Consider the following 26,359-nt stretch of genomic DNA (forward strand, 5'->3'; position numbering starts at 1 on the left):
TAGCGAGCCGGCAGTTTGCTCCGCTCTTTCGCGAGCGGGAGGGGGGCAGGGGTGAGGGCTTGAGCGTCAAAGGCTGAGGCCGGGTGGGCTAACACCGTTGGCCTTGCCAGGGCCGCCATGCCGGAACACACCGAAGGCTTCGCTTGATGTGGTTCCTCGCTAAACCCCCCCTCACCCCAACCCTCTCCCCGTGAGGGGAGAGGGAGAACACCTTGCTCAGGCTAGCTCGGGCGGCTTTGGCGCACCCAAAACCGTTGGCTCCGCTTGGTGTCTGCCAACAACCAGAATCGATGCCCATGGACATCTTCGGAATCCCTTTGCCGGCCATGCTTTCCCAGCTCTTGCTGGGGCTGGTCAACGGCGCCTTCTATGCGATGCTGAGCCTGGGCCTGGCGGTGATCTTCGGCCTGCTCAACGTCATCAACTTCGCGCACGGCGCGCTCTTCATGCTGGGCGCGGTGCTGGCCTGGATGGGCATGGAGTACGCCGGGCTGAACTACTGGCTCATGCTGCTGCTGTCGCCGCTGGTCGTTGCCGCGCTGGGCGTGGTGATCGAGAAGACCATGCTGCGCTGGATCTACAAGCTCGACCATATCTACGGCTTGCTGCTGACGCTGGGCATCACGCTGGTGATCGAGGGCATCTTCCGCTCGGTCTACGGCGTGTCGGGGCTGCCGTACTCGACGCCGGACGCGCTGCAGGGCGCGACTGACCTGGGCTTCATGATCCTGCCGAACTATCGCGCCTGGGTCGTGGTGGCGTCGCTGGTAGTGTGCTTCGCCACCTGGTACGTGATCGAGAAGACCAAGCTGGGCGCCTACCTGCGCGCCGGCACCGAAAACCCAAAGATGGTCGAGGCCTTCGGCGTCAACGTGCCGCTGATGGTGACGCTGACCTACGGCTTCGGCGTGGCGCTGGCCGCGTTTGCCGGCGTGCTGGCCGCGCCGGTGATCCAGATCTCGCCGCTGATGGGGCAGAACCTGATCATCATCGTGTTCGCGGTGGTGGTGATCGGCGGCATGGGTTCGATCATGGGCTCGATCCTGACCGGCCTCGGGCTGGGCGTGATCGAAGGCCTGACCAAAGTGTTCTATCCGGAAGCATCGTCGACCGTGGTGTTCTTCATCATGGTGATCGTGCTGCTGCTGCGCCCGGCCGGGCTGTTCGGCAAGGAGAAGTGATGAGCGCACCCTCCACATCATCGACGCCAGCCACCGTGGCGGCCAATGCAGGCAAGGCAGGAAAGGGACAAGGCGTGCAGAAGAAACTGTTGTACGGATTGCTGTTGCTGGCACTGCTGGCGGCACCGCTGGCCGGGGCGTATCCGGTGTTCGTGCTCAAGGTGCTGTGCTTCGCGCTGTTTGCGTGCGCCTTCAACCTGCTGATCGGCTACACCGGACTGCTGTCGTTCGGCCATGCTGCCTTCTTCGGCGGCGCCGGCTATGCCGCCGGGCACGCCATGAAGGTATGGGGCGTGACGCCCGAGATCGGCCTGATCCTGGGCACCGGCACGGGCGCGCTGATCGGCTACGTGGTGGGCTCGCTGGCGATCCGGCGCCAGGGCATCTATTTCTCGATGATCACGCTGGCGCTGGCGCAGATGCTGTTCTTCATCTGCCTGCAGGCGCCGTTCACCGGCGGCGAGGACGGGCTGCAGGGCATTCCGCGCGGCAAGCTGTTCGGCGTGCTGCCGTTGTCGGATGACCTGACGCTGTACTACGTGGCGCTGGTGATCATCGTCGCCGCCTTCGCGCTGATCGTGCGCACGGTGCATTCGCCGTTCGGCCAGATCCTGAAGGCCATCAAGGAGAACGAGCCGCGCGCGGTGTCGCTGGGCTATGACGTCGACCGCTTCAAGCTGACCGCGTTCGTGCTGTCGGCGGCGCTGTCGGGTCTGGCCGGCTCGATCAAGGCGCTGGTGCTGGGCTTCGAGACCCTGACCGACGTGCACTGGTCGATGTCGGGCTCGGTGATCCTGATGACGCTGGTCGGGGGCCTCGGGACGTTGTCGGGCCCGATTGTCGGCGCCTTCGTGATCGTGGCGCTGGAGAACAAGCTGGGCGATATCGGCAACTTCCTGGCGTCGGTGACCGGCATCTCGTGGTTCGGCACGCTGGGCGAGTCGGTGACGATGGTGACCGGCGTGATCTTCGTGATCTGCGTGCTGACCTTCCGCCGTGGCATCATGGGCGAATTGCTGGCGCGCTTCGGCGGACACGCCGGGCGCAAGGAGTGACCGTAGGTCGACATGCCCGATTCTGGGGCTAGGGTTTTTTCTAGCTTGTCCTCGATGCACCGCTTCGTTACATTCCATATACGGTTTTCGCAGGTTAAATGGAGGCGGAAGCGAGGAGACGACAGGCGCGCACCCGGTGTCGGGTAGCAGCGTTATAAATAAAGGGCGTTGCCGGGTGATCCTCGGCAACGCTTTTTTCATTGGGGCGTCCCCCCGCATAGTGATGCTTTCGCCCTGTTCCGGGGCGCTCATGCCGCATCGGCATCACCTCGCCGCCCCACGCATGCGACAATGCGGGCGCTCCTTGCTGCCCGCCCATGTCCGCCTCTGTTCCCCCTGATCCATCCCCAACTGTCCCGCGCGTGGGCGGCCATGTCGCGCCGCAGGTCCAGGTACGCCTGGGGCAGGGCGCCGACGCTGCCCTGGTGTCGGACTGGCTGGACCGGATCCAGCCCTTGCCCGTGCCCGACGCGCGCGCGCGGCAGCTGATGCTGGGCGAACTGCTGGCCCAGTCCGGGCGCGGCATCTGCCTGCTGGCCAGCGACGCGCAGGACGGCGGCGGCCTGCTCGCCTGCCTCCCGGTGGTCTTGCTGCCCAGCCTCGAGCTGGCGGGCCTTGCGGCCTGCGCCAGCGAGTGGTGGGTACGGCCGGAGCTGGACGCGGCCACTCGCCGCGCCTGCCTCGAAGCCTGCTGCGCCACGCTGGCCGAGTGGGGCCGCGCGCACGGCATCCGCCATGCGCTGATGGCGCCCGGGCTGGTGGCCGGCCACGGCGGCGCGCCGCCCGGCTTCGGTCTGCACGGCAACGGCATGTGGCACGGCAGCCTGGTGCCGGCGGCCAAGGTACTGGGCTGATCCGCTTTCGCCGGTCGTGTGTGTGCCGGTTTGCGCCGGCGCCTCGGGTACCGGCCGATCCTGGCCTTCCTCCTTTCCTTTTCCCCTTTTCGCTTTCCTGCAATGACGGAATTCGCATTCCTGACGGTTGCCGCCTTTCTTGCCGGCCTGATCGACGCGGTCGCCGGCGGCGGCGGGCTGGTCCAGATCCCGGCGCTGTTCTCGGCCTATCCCAACCTGGCACCGGCGACGCTGCTTGGCACCAACAAGGTCGGTTCGATCGCCGGCACCGCCAGCGCGGCACTGCGCTACGGCCGCAGCGTGCGCATCTACTGGGGCGCCACCGCGCCGGCGGTGGTGGCAGCCTTTGCGTGCTCGATGGCCGGTGCCTGGGCGCTGACCATGATTCCGGCCGAGCCGCTGCGCAAGGCGCTGCCGTTCGTGCTGGTGGCGCTGCTGGTCTACACCGTTGCCAAGAAGGACCTGGGTGCCGAGCACGCGCCCACGCTGAGCGGCTGGGGCGAACGCGGCGCGGCGCTGCTGGCCGGTGCCGTGCTGGGCTTCTATGACGGCGTGTTCGGGCCGGGCACCGGCAGCTTCCTGATGATCGTGTTCGTGCGGGTGTTCGGCTATGACTTCCTGCACGCCGCGGCGTCGACCAAGCTGGTCAACCTGGCCACCAACCTGGCGGCGCTGCTGCTGCTCGCCAGCAAGGGCCATATCTGGTGGCAGCTGGGCCTGGTGATGGCGGTGGCCAACGTCGCCGGCAGCCAGGTGGGCAGCAAGCTGGCGCTGCGCCATGGCAGTGCCTTCGTGCGCAAGGTATTCATCGTGGTGGTCAGCGCGCTGATCCTGAAGACCGCCTGGGACGCCTTCATCCGCTGACGGCAAAGCCAGGCTGGGCGCGCGATGCGGGTTAATCCTCGCTGTTCGCGCCAGGGCGCTGTGATAGACTCGATCCGCATTCCCGACCGCACGGTCGGTGAATCGCCGAAGCGCCTTTCCGGGGGAGTGGCGTGGACGGGAAATGGGGAGCGGCCCGGTGTCGTTCCTGGTTGTAGCGCAGGTGCCGGCGCTGTGCCTGCGTTGACCCGAGGGGTCGTCCAAAAAAAGGGGCATCCGCCGGCGGACGCCGGACGGATGCCTTTCCGTTTCAGGAACCGAAGGAGACAAGATGGATTTCAAGCGCGCCAGCCTGCTGGCAATCGCTGCGGCCAGCCTGGTTGCCGGGGCCGCCCAGGCGCAGGTCAAGGTCGGGGTGACGGTGTCGGCCACCGGTCCGGCGGCATCGCTGGGCATTCCGGAAAAGAACACCTTCACGCTGATGCCCAAGGAGATCGCGGGCAAGAAGATCGAGTACATCGTGCTGGACGATGCCTCGGACACGACCACGGCGGTCAAGAACACGCGCAAGCTGATCAGCGAAGACAAGGTCGACGTGATGGTCGGCTCGACCGTCACGCCCAATTCGCTGGCGATGGTCGACGTGGTGGCCGAGAACGAGACCCCGATGATCACCATGGCGGCCTCGGCCCGCATCATCGAGCCGATGGATGCCAAGCGCGCCTGGATCTTCAAGACCCCGCAGAACGACTCGCACATGGCCACCGCCATTGCCGAGCACATGAGCAACAACAACGTGAAGACGGTGGCATTCATCGGCTTCGCGGATGCCTATGGCGATAGCTGGGCGCAGGAATTCGCCAAGGTCGCCGAGCTGCGCAAGATCAAGGTGGTCGCCAACGAGCGCTTCGCCCGCACTGATACCTCGGTCACAGGGCAGGTGCTGAAGATGATGGGCGCCAATGCCGACGCGGTGCTGATCGCCGGCTCGGGCACGCCCGCGGCGCTGCCGGCAAAGACGCTCAAGGAGCGCGGCTACAAGGGCAAGATCTACCAGACCCACGGCGTCGCCAATGCCGACTTCCTGCGCGTGTGCGGCAAGGACTGCGAAGGCACCTTCCTGCCCGCCGGCCCGCTGTTGGTGGCCGAGCAGCTGCCCGACAGCAATCCGGTGAAGAAGCCGGCGCTGACCTACAAGACCGCCTATGAGAAGGCCTTCGGCGGACAGGTCTCGACCTTCGGTGGCCACGCCTGGGATGCGGGCCTGATCCTGCAGCACGCCATCCCGGAAGCGCTGAAGAAGGGCCAGCCGGGCACCAAGGAGTTCCGCAAGGCACTGCGCGATGCCATGGAGCAGACCAAAAACCTGCCGGTGTCGCACGGCATCATGAACATGAGCGCCACCGACCACCTCGGCTTCGACCAGCGCGCGCGGGTGATGGTGCAGATCGTCGATGGCAAGTGGAAATTGCTGAAATGAACCGCTGAAATAAGCGGTTGAAATAAGCGGCCGACCCCGGCGTCCGGAGCCGGCCGGCACGGCCTGCCGGATTCGCAGCAAAGCAGGGCGCATGGCTGACCATGCGCCCTTTTTTCTGGTGCCGGCAGGGCGGCTGCGCGCCAACCTAGGGTTGCTCTGTATTTCCGCATTGCGCAACCCGTTTACTATTTCGTAACCCAAAGCGCGCACCACCTGTCGGCCCGTCGGCGCCCCGCTGATCCCGTTCGATGCCGGCAGGTTTTCCAACAAGACGGGGAGACAATGGACCTATCTATCGCCGCCATCCTGGCGCAGGACGGCATCACCTCGGGCGCGATCTACGCGTTGCTGGCGCTGGCGCTGGTGCTGGTGTTCTCGGTGACCCGCGTCATCTTCATTCCGCAGGGCGAATTCGTTGCCTATGGCGCGTTGACGCTGGCGGCGATGCAGGCCGGGCACGCGCCGCAAACCAGCTGGCTGCTGCTGGCGATGGGTGCGCTGACCTTTCTCTACGAGACCGTCACCGTGCTGCGCAGCGCCGAGCTGCGGCGCACACTGGGCCAACGGCTGGCGGTGCTGGCCGGCAAGTACCTGGTGTTCCCGCTGGCGGTGCACTGGGTGGTGCAGCAGTATGGCGCGCAGCCGCTGCCGATGCTGGCGCAGGTCGCGCTGACGCTGCTGATCATCATCCCGCTGGGGCCGATGCTGTACCGGCTGGCCTACCAGCCGCTGGCCGAGGCCAGCACGCTGGTGCTGCTGATCGTCTCGGTGGGGGTGCACTTCGCGCTGGTGGGGCTGGGGCTGGTGATGTTCGGCGCCGAGGGCTCGCGCACCAATCCGTTCTCGGATGCGCGCTTCGAGGTCGGCGCGCTAAGCATCTCCGGCCAGAGCCTGTGGGTGGTGGCGGTGTCGGCATTGCTGATCGGTGCGCTGTACTTTTATTTTGAGCGCACGCTGCAGGGCAAGGCGCTGCGCGCGACCGCGGTAAACCGGCTGGGCGCGCGCCTGGTCGGCATCGGCACCACGCAGGCGGGGCGCCTGTCGTTCACGCTGGCGGCGGCGATGGGAGCGCTGTGCGGCATCCTGATCGCGCCGCTGACCACGGTGTACTACGAGTCGGGCTTCCTGGTGGGCCTGAAGGGCTTTGTCGGCGCCATCGTCGGCGGGCTGGTGAGCTATCCGGTGGCGGCGCTGGGCGCGCTGCTGGTGGGCCTGCTGGAATCGTATTCGTCCTTCTGGGCCAGCGCGTTCAAGGAGGTCATCGTCTTCACACTGATCATTCCGGTGCTGCTGTGGCGCTCGCTGACGAGCAAGCATGTCGAGGAGGAGGAATAAGCCATGACCATGCTGACCGACAAGCAGGCCGGCATCGCTGGTGCCGAAGCCGGCAGCCGTGCGCGGCTGAACCGCAACCGGGTGCTGGTGCTGGCGCTGATCGTGGTGCTGGCGCTGCTGCCGGTGCTGCCGACGCCGGAGTTCTGGATCACGCTGGGCAACTACATCGGGCTCTACAGCATCGTCGCGATCGGGCTGGTGCTGCTCACCGGCGTGGGCGGCATGACCTCGTTCGGGCAGGCGGCGTTCGTGGGCCTGGGCGCGTACAGCACCGCTTACCTGACCACGCAGTTCGGGCTGTCGCCATGGTTCGGGCTGCTGGTGGGGCTGGTGATCACGATGGCGTCGGCCTATGTGATCGGGCTGATCACGATGCGCATGTCCGGGCATTACTTGCCGCTGGCGACCATCGCCTGGGGCCTGTCGCTGTTCTTCCTGTTCGGCAACCTGGAGTTCCTGGGCAAGTATGACGGGCTCAACGGCATCCCGGTGCTGTCGTTCTTCGGCATCGAGCTGCAGTCCGGGCGCTCGATGTTCTACCTGATCTGGGCGGTGGTGCTGCTGGCGGTGCTGGCGATGCAGAACCTGCTGAACTCGCGCCCGGGTCGCGCCATCCGCGCGCTCAAGGGCGGCGGCGTGATGGCCGAGGCCATGGGCGTGAACACCGCGTGGATGAAGGTGGTGATCTTCGTGGTGGCGGCGATCCTCGCATGCGTGTCGGGCTTCCTGTACGCACACCTGCAGCGCGCGGTGAACCCGACGCCGTTCGGCCTGAACTATGGCATCGAATACCTGTTCATGGCCGTGGTCGGCGGCGTCGGCCACGTGTGGGGCGCAGTATTGGGTGCGGGCATCCTGACCATCCTGAAAGACGTGCTGCAGGGCGTGCTGCCCAAGCTGCTCGGCGCCAATGGCAACTTCGAGATCATCGTCTTCGGCGTGCTGCTGGTGCTGCTGCTGCAGTACGCGCGCGATGGCATCTGGCCGTTCCTGCGGCGCCTGGTGCCGGCCGGACCGCCGGTGCTGGCGCCGGGTCAGGCCGCGGGGCTGGCGGTGCGCCACAAGCCCGAGACGGGCGAGCTGATCCTGGACGTGCGTGCCGCGCGCAAGCAGTTCGGCGGGCTGGTCGCGGTCAACGATGTCAGCTTCCAGGTGCGCGCCGGCGAAATCATCGGCCTGATCGGACCCAACGGCGCGGGCAAGTCCACTACTTTCAACCTGGTGACCGGCGTGCTGCCGGTGTCCGGCGGCGAGGTGCGCTACCGCGGCGAAGTGATCTCGGGCCTGCCGTCGCGAGAGATCGTCAAGCGCGGCATCGGCCGCACCTTCCAGCACGTGCACCTGCTGCCGACCATGACTGTGCTCGAGAACGTCGCCATCGGCGCGCACCTGCGCGGCGACTTCCGCTCGCAGGGCGGCGTCTGCGCCGCGATCCTGCGCATGAACAAGGTCGAGGAAGAAAAGCTGCTGTTCGAGGCGAAGCGCCAGCTGGAGCGCGTCGGCCTGGCCGACTGCATGTACATGGAAGCCGGCAGCCTGGCGCTGGGGCAGCAGCGCATCCTGGAAATCGCGCGCGCGTTGTGCTGCGACCCGGCCCTGCTGCTGCTCGACGAGCCTGCCGCGGGCCTGCGCTACAAGGAAAAGCAGGCGCTGGCCGAACTGCTGCGCAAGCTGCGCGGCGAAGGCATGAGCGTGCTGCTGGTCGAGCACGACATGGACTTCGTGATGAACCTGACCGACCGGCTGGTGGTGATGGAATTCGGCTCGCGCATCGCCGAGGGCGTGCCCGAGGAGGTGCAGAAGAACCCGGCGGTGCTGGAAGCCTACTTGGGCGGCGTGGAGTAACGGAGCGACAGAGAAAGCGACATGAGCCTCATTCTGGAAGTGAAGGACCTCCACGTCCGCTACGGCAAGGTGGAAGCAGTGCACGGCGCCAACCTGAAGGTCGAGGCCGGCCGCATCGTCACCGTGATCGGCCCCAATGGCGCCGGCAAGTCGACCATGCTCAATGCCATCATGGGCGCGCTGCCGGTGACGGGGTCGTCCAGCGGCACGGTCAGCTACCTGGGCCATGACATGGCCGGCATCCCGGTGGAAGGGCGGGTCGCGCGCGGCATGTGCCTGGTGCCGGAAAAGCGCGAGCTGTTCGCCTCGATGACGGTGGAGGACAACCTGCAGCTGGGCGCCTTCCGCCGCAAGCGCGCCGGCGACAAGCATTACCTGGACCAGATGGACGTAGTCTACGACCTGTTCCCGCGCCTGCGCGAGCGCGCGCGCCAGGACGCCGGCACGCTCTCCGGTGGCGAGCGCCAGATGCTGGCGGTGGGCCGCGCGCTGATGGCCAAGCCGCAATTGCTGATGCTGGACGAGCCCAGCCTCGGCCTGGCCCCGCTGATCGTCAAGGAGATCTTCCACATCATCAGCAACCTGCGCCAGACCGGCGTGGCCACGCTGCTGATCGAGCAGAACGCGCGCGCGGCGCTGCAGGTGGCGGACTACGGTTACGTCATCGAGACTGGCGACATGGCGATGGAAGGGCCGGCCGATGAACTGGCGGCGAACCCCAAGGTGATTGAAACCTACCTTGGACTGGCAAAGAAAGCGGCTTAAGAGCCGTTGTGTTCGCCGCAGGAATGGGGGCCCGCATTAGCGGGCCCTTTGTTATTGCTATTGTGAATAACTTTGGGGATAACCAGATTTCACGGGGGCATTCACCTTGCAGCTAGGGACAATAGGCATCCATGCCTATTTCCATTCGCGGGATGGATGAAGCTGCAAATCAATCCGAATAAAACATCCATAGTGCTGATATCGCGGCGATCAACATTCGTGTGATGGATGGTGACGTTACTGCCCGCCGTCACTCTAGTCATACGCTGAATAATTTGGCGTTTTCCCTGGCCGTATCCGCGCTTGCAGTTTCCAGCAGCCATGCGCGAAAGCAATTCAACGCTGCATGATCGCGCCGCTCCCTGGGCGCGCACAGAAAATAGCCGCGTTGCAGCGTAATCGGCAGGTCAAACGGCGCCACCACGCGTCCCGCCGCAATTTCCTCGCGCACCAGGCAGCGCTGCAGCACGGCCACGCCCATGTCGGCACGCACCGCCTGGATCAGGATCGAGACCTGGTCGAACGCTGTGGATAACCGGGGCGCAGCGTTGGGTACGCCGGCGGCCTGCAGCCAGTTTTGCCAGTTCGCCGGCGCGGTGGTGTGGTAGAGCAGGGGCTCGTCCAGCAACTCGGCCGGAGACTGCCAGCGGCCGGCCTCACGCCGGGCGCGCGCGCGATCCGGGTGGCAGACCGGCACCATTTCTCGACCGACCACGTAGTCGGCCTGCAGGCCAGGCCATTTGCCGGCTTCACCGGCCAGGATGGCGGCGTCGGGGGTGGGCCCGGACAAGTCTTCGTCACGCTGGTAGGGGACGAAATCCAGGCGGATTTCCGGATGGCGGCGGTGGAAATCCGGCAGGCGCGGCACCAGCCAGACGCTGGCGAGGGTCGGCACCACCGACAGGGTCAGATGGTGCCGGCGGTCGCCGGCACGCAGGGCCGCACTGGCGTGTTCGATGGCGGCGAGCGGCTCGGCCACGGCATCGAGCAGTTGCCGGCCAGCGTCGGTCAGTCCCAGCCGGTGCGCATTGCGTTGCAGCAGCGGCTGGCCGAAATGCTCTTCCAGCCGCGCGATGGCGCGGCTGATCGCACCCTGTGTCACGCACAGTTCCTCCGCCGCGCGCGTGAAGCTGCCCAGCCGCGCCGCAGTGGCGAAGGCGTGCAACTCGGACATCGAAGGGGAATGCAACCGCATGGCGGAGGAAAGGGGGAGGGCGGGGAGGGCGGGAGGGCGGGGGGGGCGGTTTGCCGCCCCCGGCGCAAGGATGATCTTTGGTAATGCAAAGGTGCAATATAGTCGTTTGCGCCCGGCCGGTAAACGGCTGACACTCGCCCGGTTCATGCACAAAACACCAACAGGAGAAACCCCATGATCCGAGCCCGGATGTCCCGCCGCCAGCTGCTGCTTACTGGCACCGCCGCCACCGCCACGCTGGTCTTTGCCGGCAGCGCACTGGCGCAGGCCAACTACCCGACCCGCCCGATCCGTCTGATCGTGCCATTTGCCGCCGGCGGCTCCACCGACCTGTCGGCGCGCCTGGTGGCCGAGTTTGCCGGCCGTGAGCTGGGGCAGTCGATCGTCGTGGAAAACAAGGGCGGCGCCGGTGGTTCGCTGGGCATGGAGCAGGTCGCCAGTGCCACGCCGGACGGCTACACCATCGGCATGGCCACGGTCAGCACGCATGGCTCCAATCCTGCCGTCTATCCCAAGCTCAAGTACGACCCGATCAGGGACTTTGCCCCGGTTACCAACGTAGTGGCGATCCCCAGCGTGTTCGCGGTGCACCCGAGCGTGCCGGCCAAGACCATGCAGGAGTTCATCGCCCTCGCAAAGGCCAACCCCGGCAAGTACAGCTTCGCCTCGCCTGGAGCCGGCTCGCTGGGCCACGTCAACATCGAGAACTTCATGATGCTGGCCAAGATCGACCTGCTGCACGTGCCCTACAAGGGCGCCGGGCTGGCGCTGAACGACGCCGTGGCAGGGCAGGTGAACGCCATCACCGACAACCTGTCGTCGACGCTGCCGCACGTGAAGGCCGGCCGGCTGCGCGCGCTGGCGGTGCTGGGCGCTGCCCGCTCCGCGCAGCTGCCCAACGTGCCGACCTACGCCGAATTGGGCTTCAAGGACATGGGTGAGGGCGGCTGGTTCGGCATTGTCGCGCCCGCCAATACGCCGCCCGCCATCGTCGCCAGGCTGAACCAGGCGATCCATAAGGCCATGCAGAACCCCGAGTTCAAGCGCAAGGTGGAAGAGTCCGGCGGCACCCTGGTGCCGACCACGCCGGAACAGTTCAAGGCACAGATCCAGCAGGCCATGGCGCGCTACGCCCGCGTCGCCAAGGCTGCCGAGATCAAGCTGGACTAAGGCATGGCGGAAGCAAGCAAGCAGGCGGCCGCGCTGCCGCCGGTGATCGTGCGCCTGCCGCAAGGGGAGGCCCTGCCGCTGGTGTGCGACTCGCCGCATAGCGGTACCACTTACCCGGCGGATTTTGGCGCCGCGGTGCCCGCCGCGTGGCTGCGCGGCGGTGAGGATACGCATGTGGAAGCGCTGTGGCAGGCCGTGCCCGCTGCTGGCGGCACGCTGCTGGCGGCGACGTTCCCACGCGTCTATATCGATCCGAACCGGATGGCGGATGACATCGACCCGGCCCAGCTCGACGGTGCCTGGCCGACGCCGCTGGCCCCGGGGCCGAAGACGCAACTGGGCTACGGCCTGATCTGGAGTCGGATCGACGCGGCCACGCCGATCTATGACCGGCGGCTGTCGGTCGCGGAAGTGCAGGCCCGCATCGAACGCTACTATCGTCCCTACCATGAGGCGCTGGAGGAGGCCGTGGAGGGCGCTTACGCGCGCTTTGGCGCGCTCTGGCACCTGAACCTGCACTCCATGCCGAACAACGCCTACGAGCGCCTGAAGATCGACAGTCCGCATCCGCTGGCGGACTTTGTGCTGGGCGATCGCGATGGCACGACCTGCGAGCCGGGCTTGGTGGACCTGGTCGAGCGGGAACTGCGCGGCATGGGCTACACCGTCGCGCGCAACGATCCCTACAAGGGCGTGCAGTTGATCGCGCAGATCGGGCGTCCGGCGGAGCAGCGCAACAGCCTGCAGATCGAGATCCGGCGGCCGCTGTACATGGATGAGACGACTCGCGAGCGCAATGCCGGTTTCGCTCCGCTGCAACGCGACCTTGGTAAGCTGACCGAGGAAGTGGCGGCCTATATCCGCTCACAGCTCTGAGGCGTTTGTCCCACGTGAAACATCTGGCCGGGCCTTGTGCCCGGCCTTTTTGTTTCACGTGAAACACAACGTCGTTTCCAGGCGACTGACCGCGTACCGTAAGCGCCATGTTTCACGTGAAACATGGTGTCCGCCGGAAAGCGATAACTCGAATGCCGCTATAATTTCGCATTCCCGAATTTTCCCGCCAGCCTCCCGGAGGAGGTGTCCCATGCTTTACCCGAAAGAATTCGATGTCATCGTCGTCGGCGGTGGCCATGCCGGCACTGAAGCCGCCCTTGCCGCGGCCCGCATGGGCTGCCAGACGCTGCTGCTGACCCATAACATCGAGACGCTTGGGCAGATGAGCTGCAACCCGTCGATCGGGGGCATCGGCAAGGGGCACCTGGTCAAGGAGGTGGACGCCATGGGCGGTGCCATGGCGGCGGCCACGGACGAGGCCGGCATCCAATTTCGCATCCTGAATTCCAGCAAGGGGCCGGCCGTGCGTGCCACGCGCGCCCAGGCGGATCGGGTGTTGTACCGCAAGGCGATCCGCACGCGGCTGGAGAATCAGCCGAACCTGATGCTGTTCCAGCAGGCCGTGGACGACCTGATGGTGGAGGGTGACCGCGTCGTCGGTGCCATGACGCAGGTCGGCATCGCCTTCCGTGCGCGCGCGGTCGTGCTGACCGCCGGTACCTTCCTCGACGGCAAGATCCACGTGGGCCTGGATAACTACACCGGGGGCCGCGCCGGCGATCCGGCTGCGGTGTCGCTGTCAGCACGCCTGAAGGACCTGAAGCTGCCGCAAGGCCGCCTGAAGACCGGCACGCCGCCGCGCATCGACGGGCGCACCATCGATTTTTCGGTGATGGAAGAGCAGCCAGGCGACCTCGATCCCGTGCCCGTCTTCTCCTTCCTGGGCCGGCCCGAACAGCACCCGCGGCAACTGCCGTGCTGGATCACCCATACCAACAGCCGCACCCATGACATCATCCGCGGCGGGCTGGACCGCTCGCCGATGTACACCGGCGTGATCGAGGGGGTAGGGCCGCGTTACTGCCCCAGCATCGAGGACAAGATCCATCGCTTTGCCAGCAAGGAAAGCCATCAGATCTTCCTGGAGCCAGAAGGCCTGACCACCAACGAGTTCTATCCCAACGGGATCTCGACCAGCCTGCCATTCGACGTGCAGCTGGAACTGGTGCACTCGATCCGCGGCCTGGAGAACGCCCATATCCTGCGTCCTGGCTACGCGATCGAATACGACTACTTCGATCCGCGCGGCCTGAAGGCATCGCTGGAGAGCAAGGCGATCCGGGGCCTGTTCTTCGCCGGCCAGATCAATGGCACGACCGGCTATGAAGAAGCCGCGGCGCAGGGCCTGCTGGCCGGTATCAACGCCGGTTGCTACGTGCGCGAGCGCGATGCGTGGACGCCGCGCCGCGACCAAGCCTACCTGGGCGTGCTGGTCGATGACTTGATCACGCGCGGCGTGACCGAGCCGTATCGCATGTTCACCAGCCGGGCAGAATTCCGCCTGAGTCTGCGGGAAGACAACGCCGACATGCGGCTGACCGAGGTTGGCCGCGAACTGGGCGTGGTCGACGATGCCCGCTGGGATGCGTTCAACCGCAAGCGCGACGCTGTTTCACGTGAAACAGAACGCCTGAAGAGCACGTGGGTGAACCCGGCGATGCTGCCGGCCGACGAGGCGGTGCCGCTGCTGGGCAAGCCGATCGAACGCGAGTACAGCCTGGCCGACCTGCTACGACGTCCGGAAGTCAGCTACGAAGCGCTGATGGCCCTGCAGGGCGGTCGCCACGCGCCCGAGGCCCCGCTGGATGCCGAGCCGATGCTGGCGGCGCAGATCCGCGAGCAGATTGAAATCGGCATCAAGTACCACGGCTATATCGCCCGCCAGGCGGCTGAAGTCGACAAGCTGGAAGCCAACGAATCGACGCGGCTGCCGGAAGGGTTGGATTACACCGAAGTGCGCGGGCTGGGTTTTGAGGTCAGTCAGAAACTAAACCAGCATCGCCCGGAAACGCTGGGCCAGGCATCGCGCATCTCGGGTGTGACGCCGGCGGCGGTCTCGCTGCTGTTGGTACACCTGAAGAAGAAGGGGCTGGGGCGCGGCCGTGCGGACGCCGGCGCATCGTCCGGCAACGGTGAAGAGGCTGCCTGAGAGTGCCCGCACCGCGACCCACCATGACCGACGACGCCACGCAGCGTCGTCGCCTTGAAGCGGGCCTGGCCGAGATCGGGCTGGCCTTGGCGCCGGCCCGGATCGACACGCTGTTCGCGTACCTGGCGCTGCTGCGCAAATGGAATGGCGTCTACAACCTGACCGCCATCCGCCATCCCGACGAGATGCTTACGCATCACCTGCTGGATTCGCTCGCCGCGGTCCCGGCGCTGGCCGAAGCCGCCCGTGCCGCCGAAGTCGATACGCCGGCGCGGGGCAGGGTGCTCGATGTGGGCTCGGGTGGCGGCATGCCGGGCCTGCCGCTGGCCATTGCCTGTCCGGATGTATCGGTGCTGATGGTCGACATCGTGCAGAAGAAGACCGCTTTCCTGACGCAGTGCCGCGCCCAGCTGGGCTTGTCCAATGCCGCCGCGCATTGGGGCCCGGTGGAGAAGCTGGACGATGCCGACGGCTTTGCCGTGATCACCTCGCGCGCGTTTGCCGAGCTGACGGATTTCGTCAGCCTGTCGGGCCAGCTGCTTGCGCCGCGCGGCAAGCTGATCGCGATGAAGGGCGTGTATCCGCAGGCCGAGCTGGACCGCATGGAAGCCGCCGGACTGATGACGCAATGGCAGGTCGACGCCGTGCCGCGGCTGACCGTGCCCGGGCTGGAGGCGGAGCGCCACCTGGTGGTACTGTCGCGCCGCGCGGGCACCGCCGCATGACCTACGCCGCGGTGCCGCGCAAGCGCGCCGCGAACTGCCAGCCGCGTGCTGGCCGGATGATTTGAAGCAGGAGCCGCAGGAGCTTATGGCCAAGGTATTCGTGATCGCAAACCAGAAGGGCGGGGTAGGCAAGACCACCACCACGGTGAACCTTGCCGCTGGCCTGGCGGCGCAGGGCCAGCGCGTGCTGCTGGTCGACCTGGACCCGCAGGGCAATGCCTCGATGGGCTCCGGCATCGACAAGCAGGCGCTGGAAACCAGCGTGTACCAGGTGCTGGTCGGCCTGGCCGGCATCCCGCAGGCGCGCCAGCGCTCCGAAACCGGCAAGTACGACGTGCTGCCGGCCAACCGCGAACTGGCCGGTGCGGAAGTGGAGCTGGTCGAACTGGACCAGCGCGAGCGCCGGCTGCGCCAGGCCATCGCAGAGGTCGACGGCGACTATGACTTCGTGCTGATCGATTGCCCGCCGTCGCTGTCGCTGCTGACGCTGAATGGCCTGTGCGCGGCGCACGGCGTGATCGTGCCGATGCAGTGCGAGTACTTTGCGCTGGAAGGGCTGTCGGACCTGGTCAACACCATCAAGCAGGTGCACGCCAACCTGAACCGCGACCTGCAGGTGATCGGCCTGCTGCGCGTGATGTTCGACCCGCGCGTGACGTTGCAGCAGCAGGTGTCGGCGCAACTGGAATCGCACTTCGGTGACAAGGTTTTCAAGACGCTGATTCCGCGCAATGTGCGGCTGGCCGAGGCACCGTCCTACGGCATGCCGGGCGTGGCGTTCGATCCGTCGTCGAAGGGCGCCAAGGCGTACCTGGACTTCGGCGCCGAGATGATCGCGCGGGTCCGGCAGCTGGGCTGAAGGAGAGGGCAAGAGCATGAGCACTGCAAAGAAGAAGGGCCTGGGCCGCGGCCTGGAAGCGCTGTTGGGTGGGCCCGCTGAAATCGTCGAGTCGGTCAAGCAGGAGGGCGCGCCCACCGTGCTGAACCTGAACCAGCTGCAGCCGGGCAAGTACCAGCCGCGCACGCGCATGGACGAGGGTGCGCTGCAGGAGCTGGCCGCGAGCATCCGCGCGCAGGGGCTGATGCAACCGATCCTGGTGCGGCGCGTGGCCGAGCCCGACCGCTACGAGATCATTGCCGGCGAGCGGCGCTTCCGCGCATCGAGGCTGGCCGGGCTGGACAAGGTGCCGGTGCTGGTCAAGGACGTGGCCGACGAAGCCGCGGCGGCGATGGCGCTGATCGAGAACATCCAGCGCGAAGACCTGAATCCGCTGGAAGAAGCGCAGGGCATCATGCGGCTGATCCGCGAGTTCAGCTTCACGCACGAGCAGGCGGCCGAGTCGGTGGGCCGCTCGCGCAGTGCGGTGTCGAACCTGCTGCGCCTGCTGAACCTGGCCGCGCCGGTGCAGACCATGCTGATGGCGGGCGACCTGGACATGGGCCACGCGCGCGCGCTGCTGGCGGTGGACGGCGCCAACCAGATCACGCTGGCCAACCAGATCGTCAACAAGCGGCTCTCGGTGCGCGAGACCGAAAAGCTGGTGGCCTCGACGCTCAAGCCGTTCGACCTGAAGTCGCTAAAGCAGAAGGGCGCCAATAACGTGCGCGACGTGGCGCGGCTGGAAGAGGAGTTGTCGGACGCGCTCGGGCTGGCGGTGCAGATCAAGCTGTCGGCACGCGGCAAGGGCCAGCTGACGATCCACTTCAGCAACAACGATGCGCTCGAAGGAGTGCTGACGCGCCTGCGTGAATCGCGCGAAGGGCAGCAGGCTGCCTGATTTACTGCGCGATTAACGGCCATTGCTGCGGCGACTGTTGCGCGCACGCAGCACTGGCCGGGACGATCCGCGGTATACCTTGTGCCTGACCGGTAATCCCCCATCATGCGCAGGGTTCACCGCGCAATCCAATTACGTCAAACATCATTGCCGCGCAATTTTAGCGCAGCCATCATGCAATCGTGATGGCAACCGTTGTGCGCAACGCACTGCAAGGTAAATGTAAGCAGATTGACGCGAATCAGTAGTTCCCCTTAAAATCGTGCGGTTTGAATTCTGGTCGGGCCGAAAAGTTCCGGCCCGGATAAGGCAGGCAGGTGGTGGTTCGAGATCGTCAGCAACGAGGCGCCGGGTCCCGTCAGGAAGATGACTGGGACGACTGGAAAGAAGGCGCGGACCGTGAGGAAGAGGCTGTCGATCCGCTGTCACATGCCGAGGCGGTGACGCTGTTTGGCGAGCGCGCGCTGCGTCCTTCGCGCATGACCCCGGGCAAGGTTGTCCTGGCGCAGGTGGCGGTTTCCCTGCTGTCGGCACTGTGCTGGGCGCTGTTTGCGAAAGAGCCGGGGCCATATGGATGGTCGGCGCTGTTCGGCGGCATGGTGTGTTTCGTGCCGAGCGGGTTCTTCGCCTTCCGCCTGTGGCTGGCGCGCGATCGCGCTTCGGTGGGCGGACTGGTGTTGGGCGAGGCGATCAAGGTCTTTGCCACGGTGGCGCTGCTGGTGCTGGTCGTGGTGCTGTACCGCGATCTGCGCTGGGTGCCGATGCTGGTCACGTTCCTGCTGGCGCTGAAGACATACTGGGTGGTGGCCCTGGCCTTGCGCTAGGACCGCTGCCTGAAATCGGTGCTTCCTTTGCAAGTGGTGGCACCAAGACGGAATATCAAGAGTTTCCGTGACGGTTGCGGCGGATTTCATGGCGCTGACACCGGACACGGCCAAGGTTGGAAACCCGCTTGCATCGCGGTGACCGGCGAATCCGCCGAAGGCAATGCAAGACGCGTACCGGGCGCTGCACAGAACAGCGGCGCGCGGCCCTAAGATTTCGCAATATACCGTTCGATTCGACAATGGCAGAAGCTACCCAAAGCGCGGAACACGTGCTGACACCCTCCGGCTATATCGCCGAACACTTGCAGAACTTGAACTCGGTCGGCGGCAAGCAGGCGTCGGTGGTCGATTTCTCCGTGATCAACTATGACACGGTGTTCTGGTCGGTGCTGTGCGGCGCCATCGCCTTGCTGTTCCTGTATGCCGCCGCGCGCCGCGTCACCGCGGGCGTGCCGGGCCGCTTCCAGGCCTTCGTCGAGATGATCGTCGAGATGGTCGACGACCAGGCCAAGGGCATCATCCACGGCGACCGTTCGTGGATCGCCCCGCTGGCGCTGATGGTGTTCTGCTGGATCACCATGATGAACGCGATCGACCTGATCCCGGTCGACTGGGTCACCGGCCTGAACAAGGTCCTCGAGATCTTCCACATCCATATCCCGCACCACCGCGCGGTTGCCACGGCCGACCTGAACGGCACGCTGGGCATGTCGTGCGCCGTGCTGGTGCTGATGATCTACTACAGCTTCAAGATCAAGGGCGCGGGCGGCTTCATGCACGAGCTGTTCTCGGCCCCGTTCGGCGCCAAGTGGTACCTGGCCCCGTTCAACCTGGTCCTGAACATCATCGAATTCCTGGCCAAGGCCGTGTCGCTGGGCATGCGGTTGTTCGGCAACATGTACGCCGGCGAACTGGTGTTCCTGCTGATCGCGCTGCTGGGTTCCATCTGGACGTTCAGCGCGGACCTGTCGGCGCTGGGCTTTGTCGGCCATGTCGTGGCCGGTGCGGTCTGGGCGATCTTCCACATCCTGATCGTCCTGCTCCAGGCCTTCATTTTCATGATGCTGACGCTGGTGTACATCGGCCAGGCTCACGATCACCACTGATCGCTGAAGTTTCCGGTTTTTGGTTTTTTGGTTTTTTGGTTCTAAGTCTCTCTAAATTAAAGGAGTCATCATGCAAGCATTTCTCGCCAACATCCAGGGTCTGACCGCCATCGGTATCGGCATCATCATCGGCCTGGGCGCTATCGGCGCCTGCCTGGGCATCGCCCTGATGGGTGGCAAGTACATCGAAGCCTGCGCACGTCAGCCCGAGCTGATGAACCCGCTGCAAACCAAGATGTTCCTGCTGGCCGGCCTGATCGACGCGGCATTCCTGATCGGCGTGGGTGTTGCAATGCTGTTCGCGTTTGCCAACCCGCTGCTGGCTGTCATCCAGTAATTCTTTTCGGTCTGCATGATGCTGACGGGCGGCGCGGGCCACCAGCCTGGCCGCCTTTTGTGCATTTATCTGTAGTTTGATTACCGAAAGGAACACACCATGAATCTGAACGCAACGTTTTTTGCGCAGATGGTCGTGTTCTTCATCCTGTGGTGGGTTGTTGCCAAATTCATTTGGCCGCCGCTGGTGAAGGCGCTCGACGAACGCGCAAAGAAGATCGCCGATGGCCTCGCCGCTGCCGAGAAGGGCAAGGCCGAGCTCGAACTCGCCAACAAGCGTGTGGACCAGGCCATGGCCGAAGCCCGCACTGAAGGCGCTCAACGTGTCGCTGACGCCGAGAAGCGCGCCCAGCTGACGGCCGACGAGATCAAGCAGAACGCCCAGGCAGAAGCCGCACGCATCATTGCCCAGGCCAAGGCCGAAGCCGAGCAGCAGGTTACCCGCGCGCGCGAAGAACTGCGCGACCAGGTCGCCGTGCTGGCCGTCAAGGGTGCCGAGCAGATCCTCAAGCGTGAAGTGAACGCGCAGGTCCACAACGACCTGCTCAATCAACTCAAGGCTGAGCTCTAATCATGGCTGAAACCGCAACCATTGCCCGTCCCTACGCTGAGGCGCTGTTCCGCGTCGCCAGTGAATCGAGCGCAGGCAACCTGGGTGCATGGTCCGAGCTGGTGTCGGAAATGGGGCAGGTTGCCGCCAATCCCGACATGAAGGCGGTCGCCGACGATCCGAACGTTCCCGGCGCCAAGCTGGCCGAACTGTTCCTGTCGGTGCTGAAGTCCCCGGTCAGCGACGAAGCGCGCCGCTTCGTGCAACTGCTGGTGGACAACAACCGCCTGTCGGTGATGCCTGACATCGCCGAACAGTTCCATGCGCTCAAGAACGCCCGCGAAGGCTCGTCCGACGTTGAGATCACCAGCGCTTTCCCGCTGGAAGATGGTCAGCTGAACGACCTCGTCGCCGCACTCGAACGCAAGTTCGGCCGCAAGCTGTACGCGCAGGTGGCGGTGGACCCGTCCCTGATCGGCGGCGTCAGCGTCAAGGTTGGCGACGAAGTGCTCGACACCTCCGTGCGTGCGCGCCTGGCAGCCATGCAAACCGCGCTGACCGCCGCCTGAGCGGCCGTCCGGCGGATTGAAGAATTAGGAGCATTGTGATGCAACTGAACCCCTCAGAAATCAGCGAGCTGATCAAGACCCGCATCTCGGGCCTTGGCGCCGAAGCTGAAGTGCGCAACACCGGCACGGTGATTTCCGTGACCGATGGTATCTGCCGCGTGCATGGCCTGTCTGGCGTGATGCAGGGCGAGATGCTGGAATTCCCCGGCAACACCTTCGGCCTCGCGCTGAACCTCGAGCGCGACTCGGTCGGCGCCGTGGTGCTGGGTGAGTACGAACACATTTCCGAAGGCGACACGGTCAAGTGCACCGGCCGCATTCTGGAAGTGCCGGTGGGCAAGGAACTGCTGGGCCGCGTGGTCAACACGCTGGGCCAGCCGATCGATGGCAAGGGCCCGATCAACGCCAAGGAAACGGACGTGATCGAGAAGGTCGCCCCGGGCGTGATCGCGCGTCAGTCGGTGAGCCAGCCGGTGCAGACCGGCCTGAAGTCGATCGACGCGATGGTGCCGATCGGCCGTGGCCAGCGTGAGCTGATCATTGGCGACCGCCAGACCGGCAAGACCGCCGTCGCCGTCGACGCCATCATCAACCAGAAGGGCAAGGGCGTCTTCTGCGTGTACGTGGCAATCGGCCAGAAGGCTTCGACCATTGCCAACGTGGTGCGCAAGCTCGAAGAGCACGGCGCGATGGAATACACCGTCGTCGTCGCCGCCGCTGCGTCGGACTCGGCCGCCATGCAGTACCTGGCTGCCTACGCCGGCTGCACCATGGGCGAGTACTTCCGCGACCGCGGCGAAGACGCGCTGATCGTCTATGACGACCTGACCAAGCAAGCCTGGGCCTATCGCCAGGTGTCGCTGCTGCTGCGCCGCCCGCCGGGCCGCGAAGCCTACCCGGGCGACGTGTTCTACCTGCACTCGCGCCTGCTGGAGCGTGCCGCCCGCGTGAACGCCGACTACGTCGAGAAGTTCACCAACGGCGCCGTCAAGGGCAAGACCGGTTCGCTGACCGCGCTGCCGGTGATCGAAACGCAGGCCGGCGACGTGTCCGCGTTCGTGCCGACCAACGTGATCTCGATCACGGACGGTCAGATCTTCCTGGAAACCGACCTGTTCAACGCCGGTATCCGCCCCGCCATCAACGCCGGTATCTCGGTGTCGCGCGTCGGTGGTGCTGCGCAGACCAAGGTGGTGAAGAACCTGTCCGGCGGTATCCGTACCGACCTGGCCCAGTACCGTGAACTGGCTGCGTTCGCGCAGTTCGCCTCGGACCTGGACGATGCCACCCGCAAGCAGCTCGAGCGCGGCCGCCGCGTGACCGAACTGCTCAAGCAGCCGCAATACCAGCCGCTGCAAGTGTGGCAGCTGTCGGCTTCGCTGTTCGCCGCCAACAACGGCTTCCTCGACAACGTGGAAGTGAAGGACATCCTGCCGTTCGAGAAGGGCCTGCACGACCACCTGAAGACCAAGTACGCCGACCTCATCAACCGCATCGAAGAGACCAAGCAGCTCTCGAAGGAAGATGAAGCCGCCCTGCGTGCCGCTGTCGAGGATTTCAAGAAGTCCGCCGCGTTCTAACCGCGTAATTCCACGACATCGTCGCCGCGCCTGGCTCACGCCGGCGCGGCGATGGTTCGGATGGAGAGGAAGATATGGCCGGAACGAAAGAGATTCGAACCAAGATCAAGAGCGTGCAGAACACGCGCAAGATCACCAAGGCGATGGAGATGGTCGCCGCGTCCAAGATGCGCAAGGCGCAGGAGCGGATGCGCAACGCCCGTCCTTACGCCGAGAAGGTGCGCAACATTGCGGCGCATCTGGCTACGGCCAACCCCGAGTTCAAGCACCCGTTCATGCAGGAGCGCGAAGTCAAGCGCGTCGGCATGATCGTGGTCACGACCGACAAGGGGCTGTGCGGCGGCCTGAACACGAACGTGTTGCGCTCGGTGACCAATGAGCTGAAGGCCCTGCAAGGCCGTGGCGTTGATGTGCAAGCCACCGCCATCGGCACCAAGGGCATGCAGTTCCTGGGCCGTATCGGCGCCAAGGTGGTTTCGCACGTGGTGCACCTCGGTGACACCCCGCATCTGGAAAAGCTGATCGGCGCGATCAAGGTCCAGCTCGACGCCTTCACCAATGGTGAAGTCGACGCGGTGTACGTGGCGTACACCAAGTTCATCAACACGATGAAGCAGGAACCGATGGTTGAGCAGCTGCTGCCGCTCGCCGCCGACAAGCTGTCGCAGACCGAAGAAGAGAAGCGCGCCTACTCGTGGGACTACATCTACGAGCCTGACGCCCAGACCGTCGTGGAAGAGCTGCTGGTCCGCTACGTCGAGGCGCTGGTGTACCAGGCCGTGGCCGAGAACATGGCGTCCGAGCAATCGGCGCGCATGGTGGCCATGAAGGCTGCGTCCGACAACGCCAAGAACGTGATCGGCGAACTGCAACTGGTCTACAACAAGACCCGTCAGGCCGCGATCACCAAGGAACTGTCGGAAATCGTCAGCGGCGCAGCTGCGGTCTAAGGCGTCACGAATTCAAGCTATCGGAGATACGAAATGAGTATCGGAAATATTGTGCAGTGTATTGGCGCCGTGGTGGACATCGAGTTCCCCCGCGACGCAATGCCGAAGGTGTACGACGCGCTCGTGCTGGAAGAATCCGGCGATGCCTCGTTCGCCGAGAAGGGCCTGACCTTCGAAGTCCAGCAACAGCTGGGCGACGGCGTGGTGCGTACCATTGCCCTGGGCTCGTCGGACGGCCTGCGCCGCGGCATGTCGGTGAAGAGCACCGGCGCCCCGATTTCGGTGCCGGTTGGCCACGGCACCCTGGGCCGCATCATGGACGTGCTGGGTCGCCCGATCGACGAAGCCGGCCCGATCGCCTCGGACGAACTGCGTGCGATTCACCAGAAGGCACCGAAGTTCGACGAACTGTCGCCTTCCGTTGACCTGCTCGAAACCGGCATCAAGGTGATCGACTTGGTCTGCCCGTTCGCCAAGGGCGGCAAGGTGGGCCTGTTCGGTGGCGCCGGCGTGGGCAAGACCGTCAACATGATGGAGCTCATCAACAACATCGCCAAGCAGCACAGCGGTCTGTCGGTGTTCGCCGGCGTGGGCGAGCGTACCCGTGAAGGGAACGACTTCTACCACGAAATGAAGGACTCGAACGTGCTCGACAAGGTGGCCATGGTGTTCGGCCAGATGAACGAGCCGCCGGGCAACCGTCTGCGCGTGGCGCTGACCGGCCTGACCATGGCCGAGCGCTTCCGCGACGAAGGCCGTGACATCCTGTTCTTCGTCGACAACATCTACCGCTACACGCTGGCCGGTACCGAAGTGTCGGCACTGCTGGGCCGCATGCCTTCCGCAGTGGGTTACCAGCCGACGCTGGCCGAGGAAATGGGCAAGCTGCAAGAGCGCATCACCTCGACCAAGACCGGCTCGATCACGTCGATCCAGGCCGTGTACGTGCCTGCGGATGACTTGACCGACCCGTCGCCTGCCACCACCTTCCTGCACCTGGACTCGACCGTGGTGCTGTCGCGTGACATCGCCGCGCTGGGTATCTACCCCGCCGTGGATCCGCTGGACTCGACCTCGCGCCAGCTGGACCCGCAGGTTGTCGGCACGGAGCACTACGAAGTGGCCCGCCGCGTGCAGCAGACCCTGCAGCGCTACAAGGAACTGCGCGACATCATCGCGATTCTGGGCATGGACGAACTGTCGCCGGAAGACAAGCTGGCCGTGAACCGCGCCCGTAAGATCCAGCGTTTCCTGTCGCAGCCGTTCCACGTGGCCGAAGTGTTCACGGGTTCGCCGGGCAAGTACGTGCCGCTGAAGGAAACCATCCGCGGCTTCAAGATGCTGGTCGACGGCGAGTGCGATCACCTGCCCGAGCAGGCGTTCTACATGGTCGGCTCGATCGACGAAGCCTTCGAGAAGGCCAAGAAGCTCCAGTAAGCCTCGTTTCGTCGTTCCCGCGAAAGCGGGAACCCAGCGTCTTTGAACGTCGTTCCAAAGTCCCTGGGCCCCCGCGTTCGCGGGGGGCGACGGTAAATCGCGCAAGGCGTTTTTGCCGTCGGAAGCGAAGTGATTGGAGAAAGGATCAGATATGGCAACCATTCTTGTAGACGTCGTCAGCGCGGAAGCGTCGATCTTCTCCGGCCAGGCGAAGTTCGTGGCGCTGCCGGGCGAGTCGGGTGAGCTCGGCATCCTGCCTGGCCACACGCCGCTGATCACGCGCATCCAGCCGGGTGCGGTGCGCATCGAGAAGGAAGACGGCAGCGAAGAGTTCGTGTTCGTTGCCGGCGGCATTCTCGAAGTGCAGCCCAAGCACGTCACCGTGCTGGCCGACACCGCGATCCGCGGTGGCGACCTGGACGAAGCCAAGGCCCAGGAAGCCAAGCGCGCGGCCGAAGAGCTGATGCAGAACCAGAGCAGCGATCTCGACCTGGCACGTGCCCAGAGCGAACTCGCGGTGGCGGCTGCGCAGCTGGCTGCCATCGCCCGCCTGCGTCGTAAGAAGTGAGAATCAGCAGTCCCGTCGCGTTGTTGTTTTTTCGATGCGACATTTAAAAAAGGCAGCCGCGAGGCTGCCTTTTTTGTATGCGCAGCGATATGCTTTGGCCGCGCCTGGACAAAAAAAAGCGCGCGGGCCGGGGAGGCTCCGCGCGGACGGGAAAATCCCTTCGAGGGGTCAATTCGAAGGAACGGGTTCGGTCCAGGTCGACAAGCAAGGCGCATCGGATATCCAAATATCCGCACCCAGGCCGCAAAGGCCACGCGCTGCAACGGTCTTCCTGGTGCTCCGGTCCAGCAAGCTTTACGCTGGATCGGAAAATCGGGTTACTGCCGGAAACGCTACAAAAGGCTTTCTTCAGCACGCCCCTTTAGTCTGCACGGCCATTTTCACCGGGGCGCCACGCCCGCCCGGCGGGTGTGTCAATGCATTGTGGGGGAAACTCCCCGGCATGGCAGTAACAAAATGTATCGGTTTGAAAGAAGTTGAAAGCCGGAGCGCCTAAAATCCGGCGTGATCGGCATATTTTCGCACTTTGCCGTCACGTTTTGCGCCGCCATGTGTTGCGGGATTATCTTTATAAGCGTGATTTCAGTGTTCGCTACCGCACCAAATCCTGCGTGACAATTGCGGTTACGATTCACTGGCCGCCGGAGTTGCCGCCGCGTAGCGATGCAGCCCGGCGGTCATCTGGTCAACCACCTCCACAGCCCGGAGACGCAATGCCGCCCGAGATGCAGCAAGCCATACAAGCCATGCTGGCGATGAAGACCGTGGCCGTGGTCGGCCTGTCCGACCGTCCGGAGCGGCCCAGCCATGAGGTCGCCGAATTCCTGCAAGGCCACGGCTTCCGCATCGTGCCGGTCAATCCGCGCCATGCCGGCGAACGCATCCTGGGCGAGACCTGCCACGCCACGCTGCGCGAAGCCGCCGATGCTGCCGCGGCGGCCGGCGCCCCGATCGAATGGGTCGATATTTTCCGCCGTGCCGAGGAAACTCCCGGGGTGGTCGACGAAGCCATCGCCATCGGGGCGCGCGGGGTCTGGCTGCAGCTTGGCATCGTCAACGACCAGGCGGTGCGTCGCGCCGCCGATGCCGGGCTGCTGGCGGTGCAGGACTGTTGCAGCAAGATCGAGCTGACGCGCCAGCTCGGCGGGGCCTGATTCCCGCCGTTTCCTTTATCCCTTCCGATTA

General features: G+C 65.1%; 25 protein-coding genes. 24 read left to right on the plus strand and 1 reads right to left on the minus strand.

Translation table 11 applies throughout. The features are described from left to right. Positions 1-296 precede the first annotated feature (296 nt). The 8 genes from MKD50_RS16665 to MKD50_RS16700 all read left to right on the plus strand — a co-directional run bounded on the left by MKD50_RS16665 (position 297) and on the right by MKD50_RS16700 (position 9,337). Positions 297-1,181, plus strand: a complete 885-nt coding sequence (locus tag MKD50_RS16665) for a branched-chain amino acid ABC transporter permease (protein WP_240073106.1) — start codon at positions 297-299, stop codon at positions 1,179-1,181. Further along, positions 1,181-2,236: a branched-chain amino acid ABC transporter permease gene (locus MKD50_RS16670; RefSeq protein WP_252667792.1), complete on the plus strand. Its 1,056-nt coding sequence runs from the start codon at positions 1,181-1,183 to the stop codon at positions 2,234-2,236. The genes MKD50_RS16665 and MKD50_RS16670 overlap by 1 nt, the downstream gene beginning before the upstream one ends. Positions 2,237-2,553: 317 nt before the next feature. Continuing rightward, positions 2,554-3,090 carry a hypothetical protein gene (locus MKD50_RS16675; RefSeq protein ID WP_252667794.1) on the plus strand — a complete coding sequence of 179 codons (537 nt, stop codon included), beginning with the start codon at positions 2,554-2,556 and terminating at the stop codon, positions 3,088-3,090. Positions 3,091-3,192: 102 nt separating this feature from the next. Beyond that, positions 3,193-3,954, plus strand: coding sequence for a sulfite exporter TauE/SafE family protein (locus MKD50_RS16680; RefSeq protein WP_252667796.1), 762 nt, complete (start codon positions 3,193-3,195; stop codon positions 3,952-3,954). A gap of 289 nt (positions 3,955-4,243) precedes the next feature. Next, positions 4,244-5,392, plus strand: coding sequence for an ABC transporter substrate-binding protein (locus MKD50_RS16685; protein WP_115705421.1), 1,149 nt, complete (start codon positions 4,244-4,246; stop codon positions 5,390-5,392). Positions 5,393-5,674: 282 nt separating this feature from the next. Continuing rightward, on the plus strand, positions 5,675-6,727 hold the full coding sequence (locus MKD50_RS16690; protein ID WP_115705419.1) for a branched-chain amino acid ABC transporter permease: 1,053 nt from the start codon (positions 5,675-5,677) through the stop codon (positions 6,725-6,727). 3 nt (positions 6,728-6,730) lie between these two features. Further along, entirely contained in the window at positions 6,731-8,572 is a 1,842-nt protein-coding gene (locus MKD50_RS16695; RefSeq protein WP_252667798.1) for a branched-chain amino acid ABC transporter ATP-binding protein/permease, read from the plus strand. A 21-nt stretch (positions 8,573-8,593) separates the two neighbouring features. Then, positions 8,594-9,337 carry an ABC transporter ATP-binding protein gene (locus tag MKD50_RS16700; protein ID WP_115678930.1) on the plus strand — a complete coding sequence of 248 codons (744 nt, stop codon included), beginning with the start codon at positions 8,594-8,596 and terminating at the stop codon, positions 9,335-9,337. Between the two features lie 259 nt (positions 9,338-9,596). Here the strand turns inward: MKD50_RS16700 and MKD50_RS16705 are convergent, their stop codons facing one another. Beyond that, on the minus strand, positions 9,597-10,532 hold the full coding sequence (locus MKD50_RS16705) for a LysR substrate-binding domain-containing protein (RefSeq protein WP_252667925.1): 936 nt from the start codon (positions 10,530-10,532) through the stop codon (positions 9,597-9,599). A 174-nt stretch (positions 10,533-10,706) separates the two neighbouring features. Between MKD50_RS16705 and MKD50_RS16710 the strand changes: the two genes are divergently transcribed. The 16 genes from MKD50_RS16710 (at position 10,707) to MKD50_RS16785 (ending at position 26,328) form a co-directional block, all read left to right on the plus strand. Next, positions 10,707-11,702, plus strand: coding sequence for a Bug family tripartite tricarboxylate transporter substrate binding protein (locus MKD50_RS16710; RefSeq protein WP_115705413.1), 996 nt, complete (start codon positions 10,707-10,709; stop codon positions 11,700-11,702). Between the two features lie 3 nt (positions 11,703-11,705). After that, positions 11,706-12,578 carry an N-formylglutamate amidohydrolase gene (locus tag MKD50_RS16715; protein WP_252667801.1) on the plus strand — a complete coding sequence of 291 codons (873 nt, stop codon included), beginning with the start codon at positions 11,706-11,708 and terminating at the stop codon, positions 12,576-12,578. Between the two features lie 211 nt (positions 12,579-12,789). After that, positions 12,790-14,748, plus strand: a complete 1,959-nt coding sequence (mnmG, locus tag MKD50_RS16720) for a tRNA uridine-5-carboxymethylaminomethyl(34) synthesis enzyme MnmG (protein ID WP_252667803.1) — start codon at positions 12,790-12,792, stop codon at positions 14,746-14,748. Between the two features lie 23 nt (positions 14,749-14,771). Then, on the plus strand, positions 14,772-15,473 hold the full coding sequence (rsmG, locus tag MKD50_RS16725) for a 16S rRNA (guanine(527)-N(7))-methyltransferase RsmG (RefSeq protein ID WP_252667805.1): 702 nt from the start codon (positions 14,772-14,774) through the stop codon (positions 15,471-15,473). Between the two features lie 85 nt (positions 15,474-15,558). Then, a complete protein-coding gene (locus tag MKD50_RS16730; protein WP_115705406.1) occupies positions 15,559-16,332 on the plus strand; it encodes a ParA family protein in 774 nt (257 codons plus the stop codon). Positions 16,333-16,348: 16 nt separating this feature from the next. Beyond that, entirely contained in the window at positions 16,349-17,251 is a 903-nt protein-coding gene (locus tag MKD50_RS16735) for a ParB/RepB/Spo0J family partition protein (RefSeq protein ID WP_240073088.1), read from the plus strand. Between the two features lie 317 nt (positions 17,252-17,568). Beyond that, positions 17,569-18,075, plus strand: coding sequence for an ATP synthase subunit I (locus MKD50_RS16740; protein WP_012354284.1), 507 nt, complete (start codon positions 17,569-17,571; stop codon positions 18,073-18,075). A 242-nt stretch (positions 18,076-18,317) separates the two neighbouring features. After that, positions 18,318-19,184, plus strand: a complete 867-nt coding sequence (gene atpB, locus MKD50_RS16745; RefSeq protein WP_115705402.1) for a F0F1 ATP synthase subunit A — start codon at positions 18,318-18,320, stop codon at positions 19,182-19,184. Between the two features lie 70 nt (positions 19,185-19,254). After that, on the plus strand, positions 19,255-19,521 hold the full coding sequence (gene atpE, locus MKD50_RS16750; RefSeq protein ID WP_011299478.1) for a F0F1 ATP synthase subunit C: 267 nt from the start codon (positions 19,255-19,257) through the stop codon (positions 19,519-19,521). 99 nt (positions 19,522-19,620) lie between these two features. Then, positions 19,621-20,091 carry a F0F1 ATP synthase subunit B gene (locus tag MKD50_RS16755; RefSeq protein WP_062795846.1) on the plus strand — a complete coding sequence of 157 codons (471 nt, stop codon included), beginning with the start codon at positions 19,621-19,623 and terminating at the stop codon, positions 20,089-20,091. A gap of 2 nt (positions 20,092-20,093) precedes the next feature. Further along, positions 20,094-20,639, plus strand: coding sequence for a F0F1 ATP synthase subunit delta (locus tag MKD50_RS16760; RefSeq protein WP_115705400.1), 546 nt, complete (start codon positions 20,094-20,096; stop codon positions 20,637-20,639). Between the two features lie 38 nt (positions 20,640-20,677). Next, positions 20,678-22,219 (plus strand): F0F1 ATP synthase subunit alpha, encoded by a 1,542-nt coding sequence (atpA, locus tag MKD50_RS16765; RefSeq protein ID WP_018006200.1) that lies wholly within the window; start codon positions 20,678-20,680, stop codon positions 22,217-22,219. 74 nt (positions 22,220-22,293) lie between these two features. Continuing rightward, positions 22,294-23,169 (plus strand): F0F1 ATP synthase subunit gamma, encoded by an 876-nt coding sequence (atpG, locus tag MKD50_RS16770; protein WP_092316767.1) that lies wholly within the window; start codon positions 22,294-22,296, stop codon positions 23,167-23,169. A gap of 33 nt (positions 23,170-23,202) precedes the next feature. Further along, a complete protein-coding gene (gene atpD / locus MKD50_RS16775; protein ID WP_115678922.1) occupies positions 23,203-24,606 on the plus strand; it encodes a F0F1 ATP synthase subunit beta in 1,404 nt (467 codons plus the stop codon). 151 nt (positions 24,607-24,757) lie between these two features. Further along, entirely contained in the window at positions 24,758-25,174 is a 417-nt protein-coding gene (locus tag MKD50_RS16780) for a F0F1 ATP synthase subunit epsilon (RefSeq protein ID WP_010811262.1), read from the plus strand. 713 nt (positions 25,175-25,887) lie between these two features. Further along, positions 25,888-26,328, plus strand: coding sequence for a CoA-binding protein (locus MKD50_RS16785; protein WP_252667807.1), 441 nt, complete (start codon positions 25,888-25,890; stop codon positions 26,326-26,328). Positions 26,329-26,359: the final 31 nt, after the last annotated feature.

Origin of the sequence: Cupriavidus mimosae, from assembly GCF_023952485.1 — a bacterium.
Taxonomy (GTDB): domain Bacteria; phylum Pseudomonadota; class Gammaproteobacteria; order Burkholderiales; family Burkholderiaceae; genus Cupriavidus; species Cupriavidus taiwanensis_C.

What these genes read in the sequence shown, in the direction of transcription:
- MKD50_RS16680 (WP_252667796.1), top strand. Translation starts at nt 3,193, where the DNA reads ATGACGGAATTCGCATTCCTGACGGTTGCCGCCTTTCTTGCCGGCCTG.
- MKD50_RS16685 (WP_115705421.1), top strand. Translation starts at nt 4,244, where the DNA reads ATGGATTTCAAGCGCGCCAGCCTGCTGGCAATCGCTGCGGCCAGCCTG.
- MKD50_RS16715 (WP_252667801.1), top strand. Translation starts at nt 11,706, where the DNA reads ATGGCGGAAGCAAGCAAGCAGGCGGCCGCGCTGCCGCCGGTGATCGTG.
- MKD50_RS16710 (WP_115705413.1), top strand. Translation starts at nt 10,707, where the DNA reads ATGATCCGAGCCCGGATGTCCCGCCGCCAGCTGCTGCTTACTGGCACC.
- MKD50_RS16665 (WP_240073106.1), top strand. Translation starts at nt 297, where the DNA reads ATGGACATCTTCGGAATCCCTTTGCCGGCCATGCTTTCCCAGCTCTTG.
- MKD50_RS16670 (WP_252667792.1), top strand. Translation starts at nt 1,181, where the DNA reads ATGAGCGCACCCTCCACATCATCGACGCCAGCCACCGTGGCGGCCAAT.
- rsmG (WP_252667805.1), top strand. Translation starts at nt 14,772, where the DNA reads ATGACCGACGACGCCACGCAGCGTCGTCGCCTTGAAGCGGGCCTGGCC.
- atpA (WP_018006200.1), top strand. Translation starts at nt 20,678, where the DNA reads ATGCAACTGAACCCCTCAGAAATCAGCGAGCTGATCAAGACCCGCATC.
- atpD (WP_115678922.1), top strand. Translation starts at nt 23,203, where the DNA reads ATGAGTATCGGAAATATTGTGCAGTGTATTGGCGCCGTGGTGGACATC.
- atpG (WP_092316767.1), top strand. Translation starts at nt 22,294, where the DNA reads ATGGCCGGAACGAAAGAGATTCGAACCAAGATCAAGAGCGTGCAGAAC.
- atpB (WP_115705402.1), top strand. Translation starts at nt 18,318, where the DNA reads ATGGCAGAAGCTACCCAAAGCGCGGAACACGTGCTGACACCCTCCGGC.
- MKD50_RS16760 (WP_115705400.1), top strand. Translation starts at nt 20,094, where the DNA reads ATGGCTGAAACCGCAACCATTGCCCGTCCCTACGCTGAGGCGCTGTTC.
- MKD50_RS16785 (WP_252667807.1), top strand. Translation starts at nt 25,888, where the DNA reads ATGCCGCCCGAGATGCAGCAAGCCATACAAGCCATGCTGGCGATGAAG.
- mnmG (WP_252667803.1), top strand. Translation starts at nt 12,790, where the DNA reads ATGCTTTACCCGAAAGAATTCGATGTCATCGTCGTCGGCGGTGGCCAT.
- MKD50_RS16695 (WP_252667798.1), top strand. Translation starts at nt 6,731, where the DNA reads ATGACCATGCTGACCGACAAGCAGGCCGGCATCGCTGGTGCCGAAGCC.
- MKD50_RS16755 (WP_062795846.1), top strand. Translation starts at nt 19,621, where the DNA reads ATGAATCTGAACGCAACGTTTTTTGCGCAGATGGTCGTGTTCTTCATC.
- MKD50_RS16705 (WP_252667925.1), bottom strand. Translation starts at nt 10,532, where the DNA reads ATGCGGTTGCATTCCCCTTCGATGTCCGAGTTGCACGCCTTCGCCACT.
- MKD50_RS16735 (WP_240073088.1), top strand. Translation starts at nt 16,349, where the DNA reads ATGAGCACTGCAAAGAAGAAGGGCCTGGGCCGCGGCCTGGAAGCGCTG.
- MKD50_RS16675 (WP_252667794.1), top strand. Translation starts at nt 2,554, where the DNA reads ATGTCCGCCTCTGTTCCCCCTGATCCATCCCCAACTGTCCCGCGCGTG.
- MKD50_RS16780 (WP_010811262.1), top strand. Translation starts at nt 24,758, where the DNA reads ATGGCAACCATTCTTGTAGACGTCGTCAGCGCGGAAGCGTCGATCTTC.
- MKD50_RS16730 (WP_115705406.1), top strand. Translation starts at nt 15,559, where the DNA reads ATGGCCAAGGTATTCGTGATCGCAAACCAGAAGGGCGGGGTAGGCAAG.
- atpE (WP_011299478.1), top strand. Translation starts at nt 19,255, where the DNA reads ATGCAAGCATTTCTCGCCAACATCCAGGGTCTGACCGCCATCGGTATC.
- MKD50_RS16700 (WP_115678930.1), top strand. Translation starts at nt 8,594, where the DNA reads ATGAGCCTCATTCTGGAAGTGAAGGACCTCCACGTCCGCTACGGCAAG.
- MKD50_RS16690 (WP_115705419.1), top strand. Translation starts at nt 5,675, where the DNA reads ATGGACCTATCTATCGCCGCCATCCTGGCGCAGGACGGCATCACCTCG.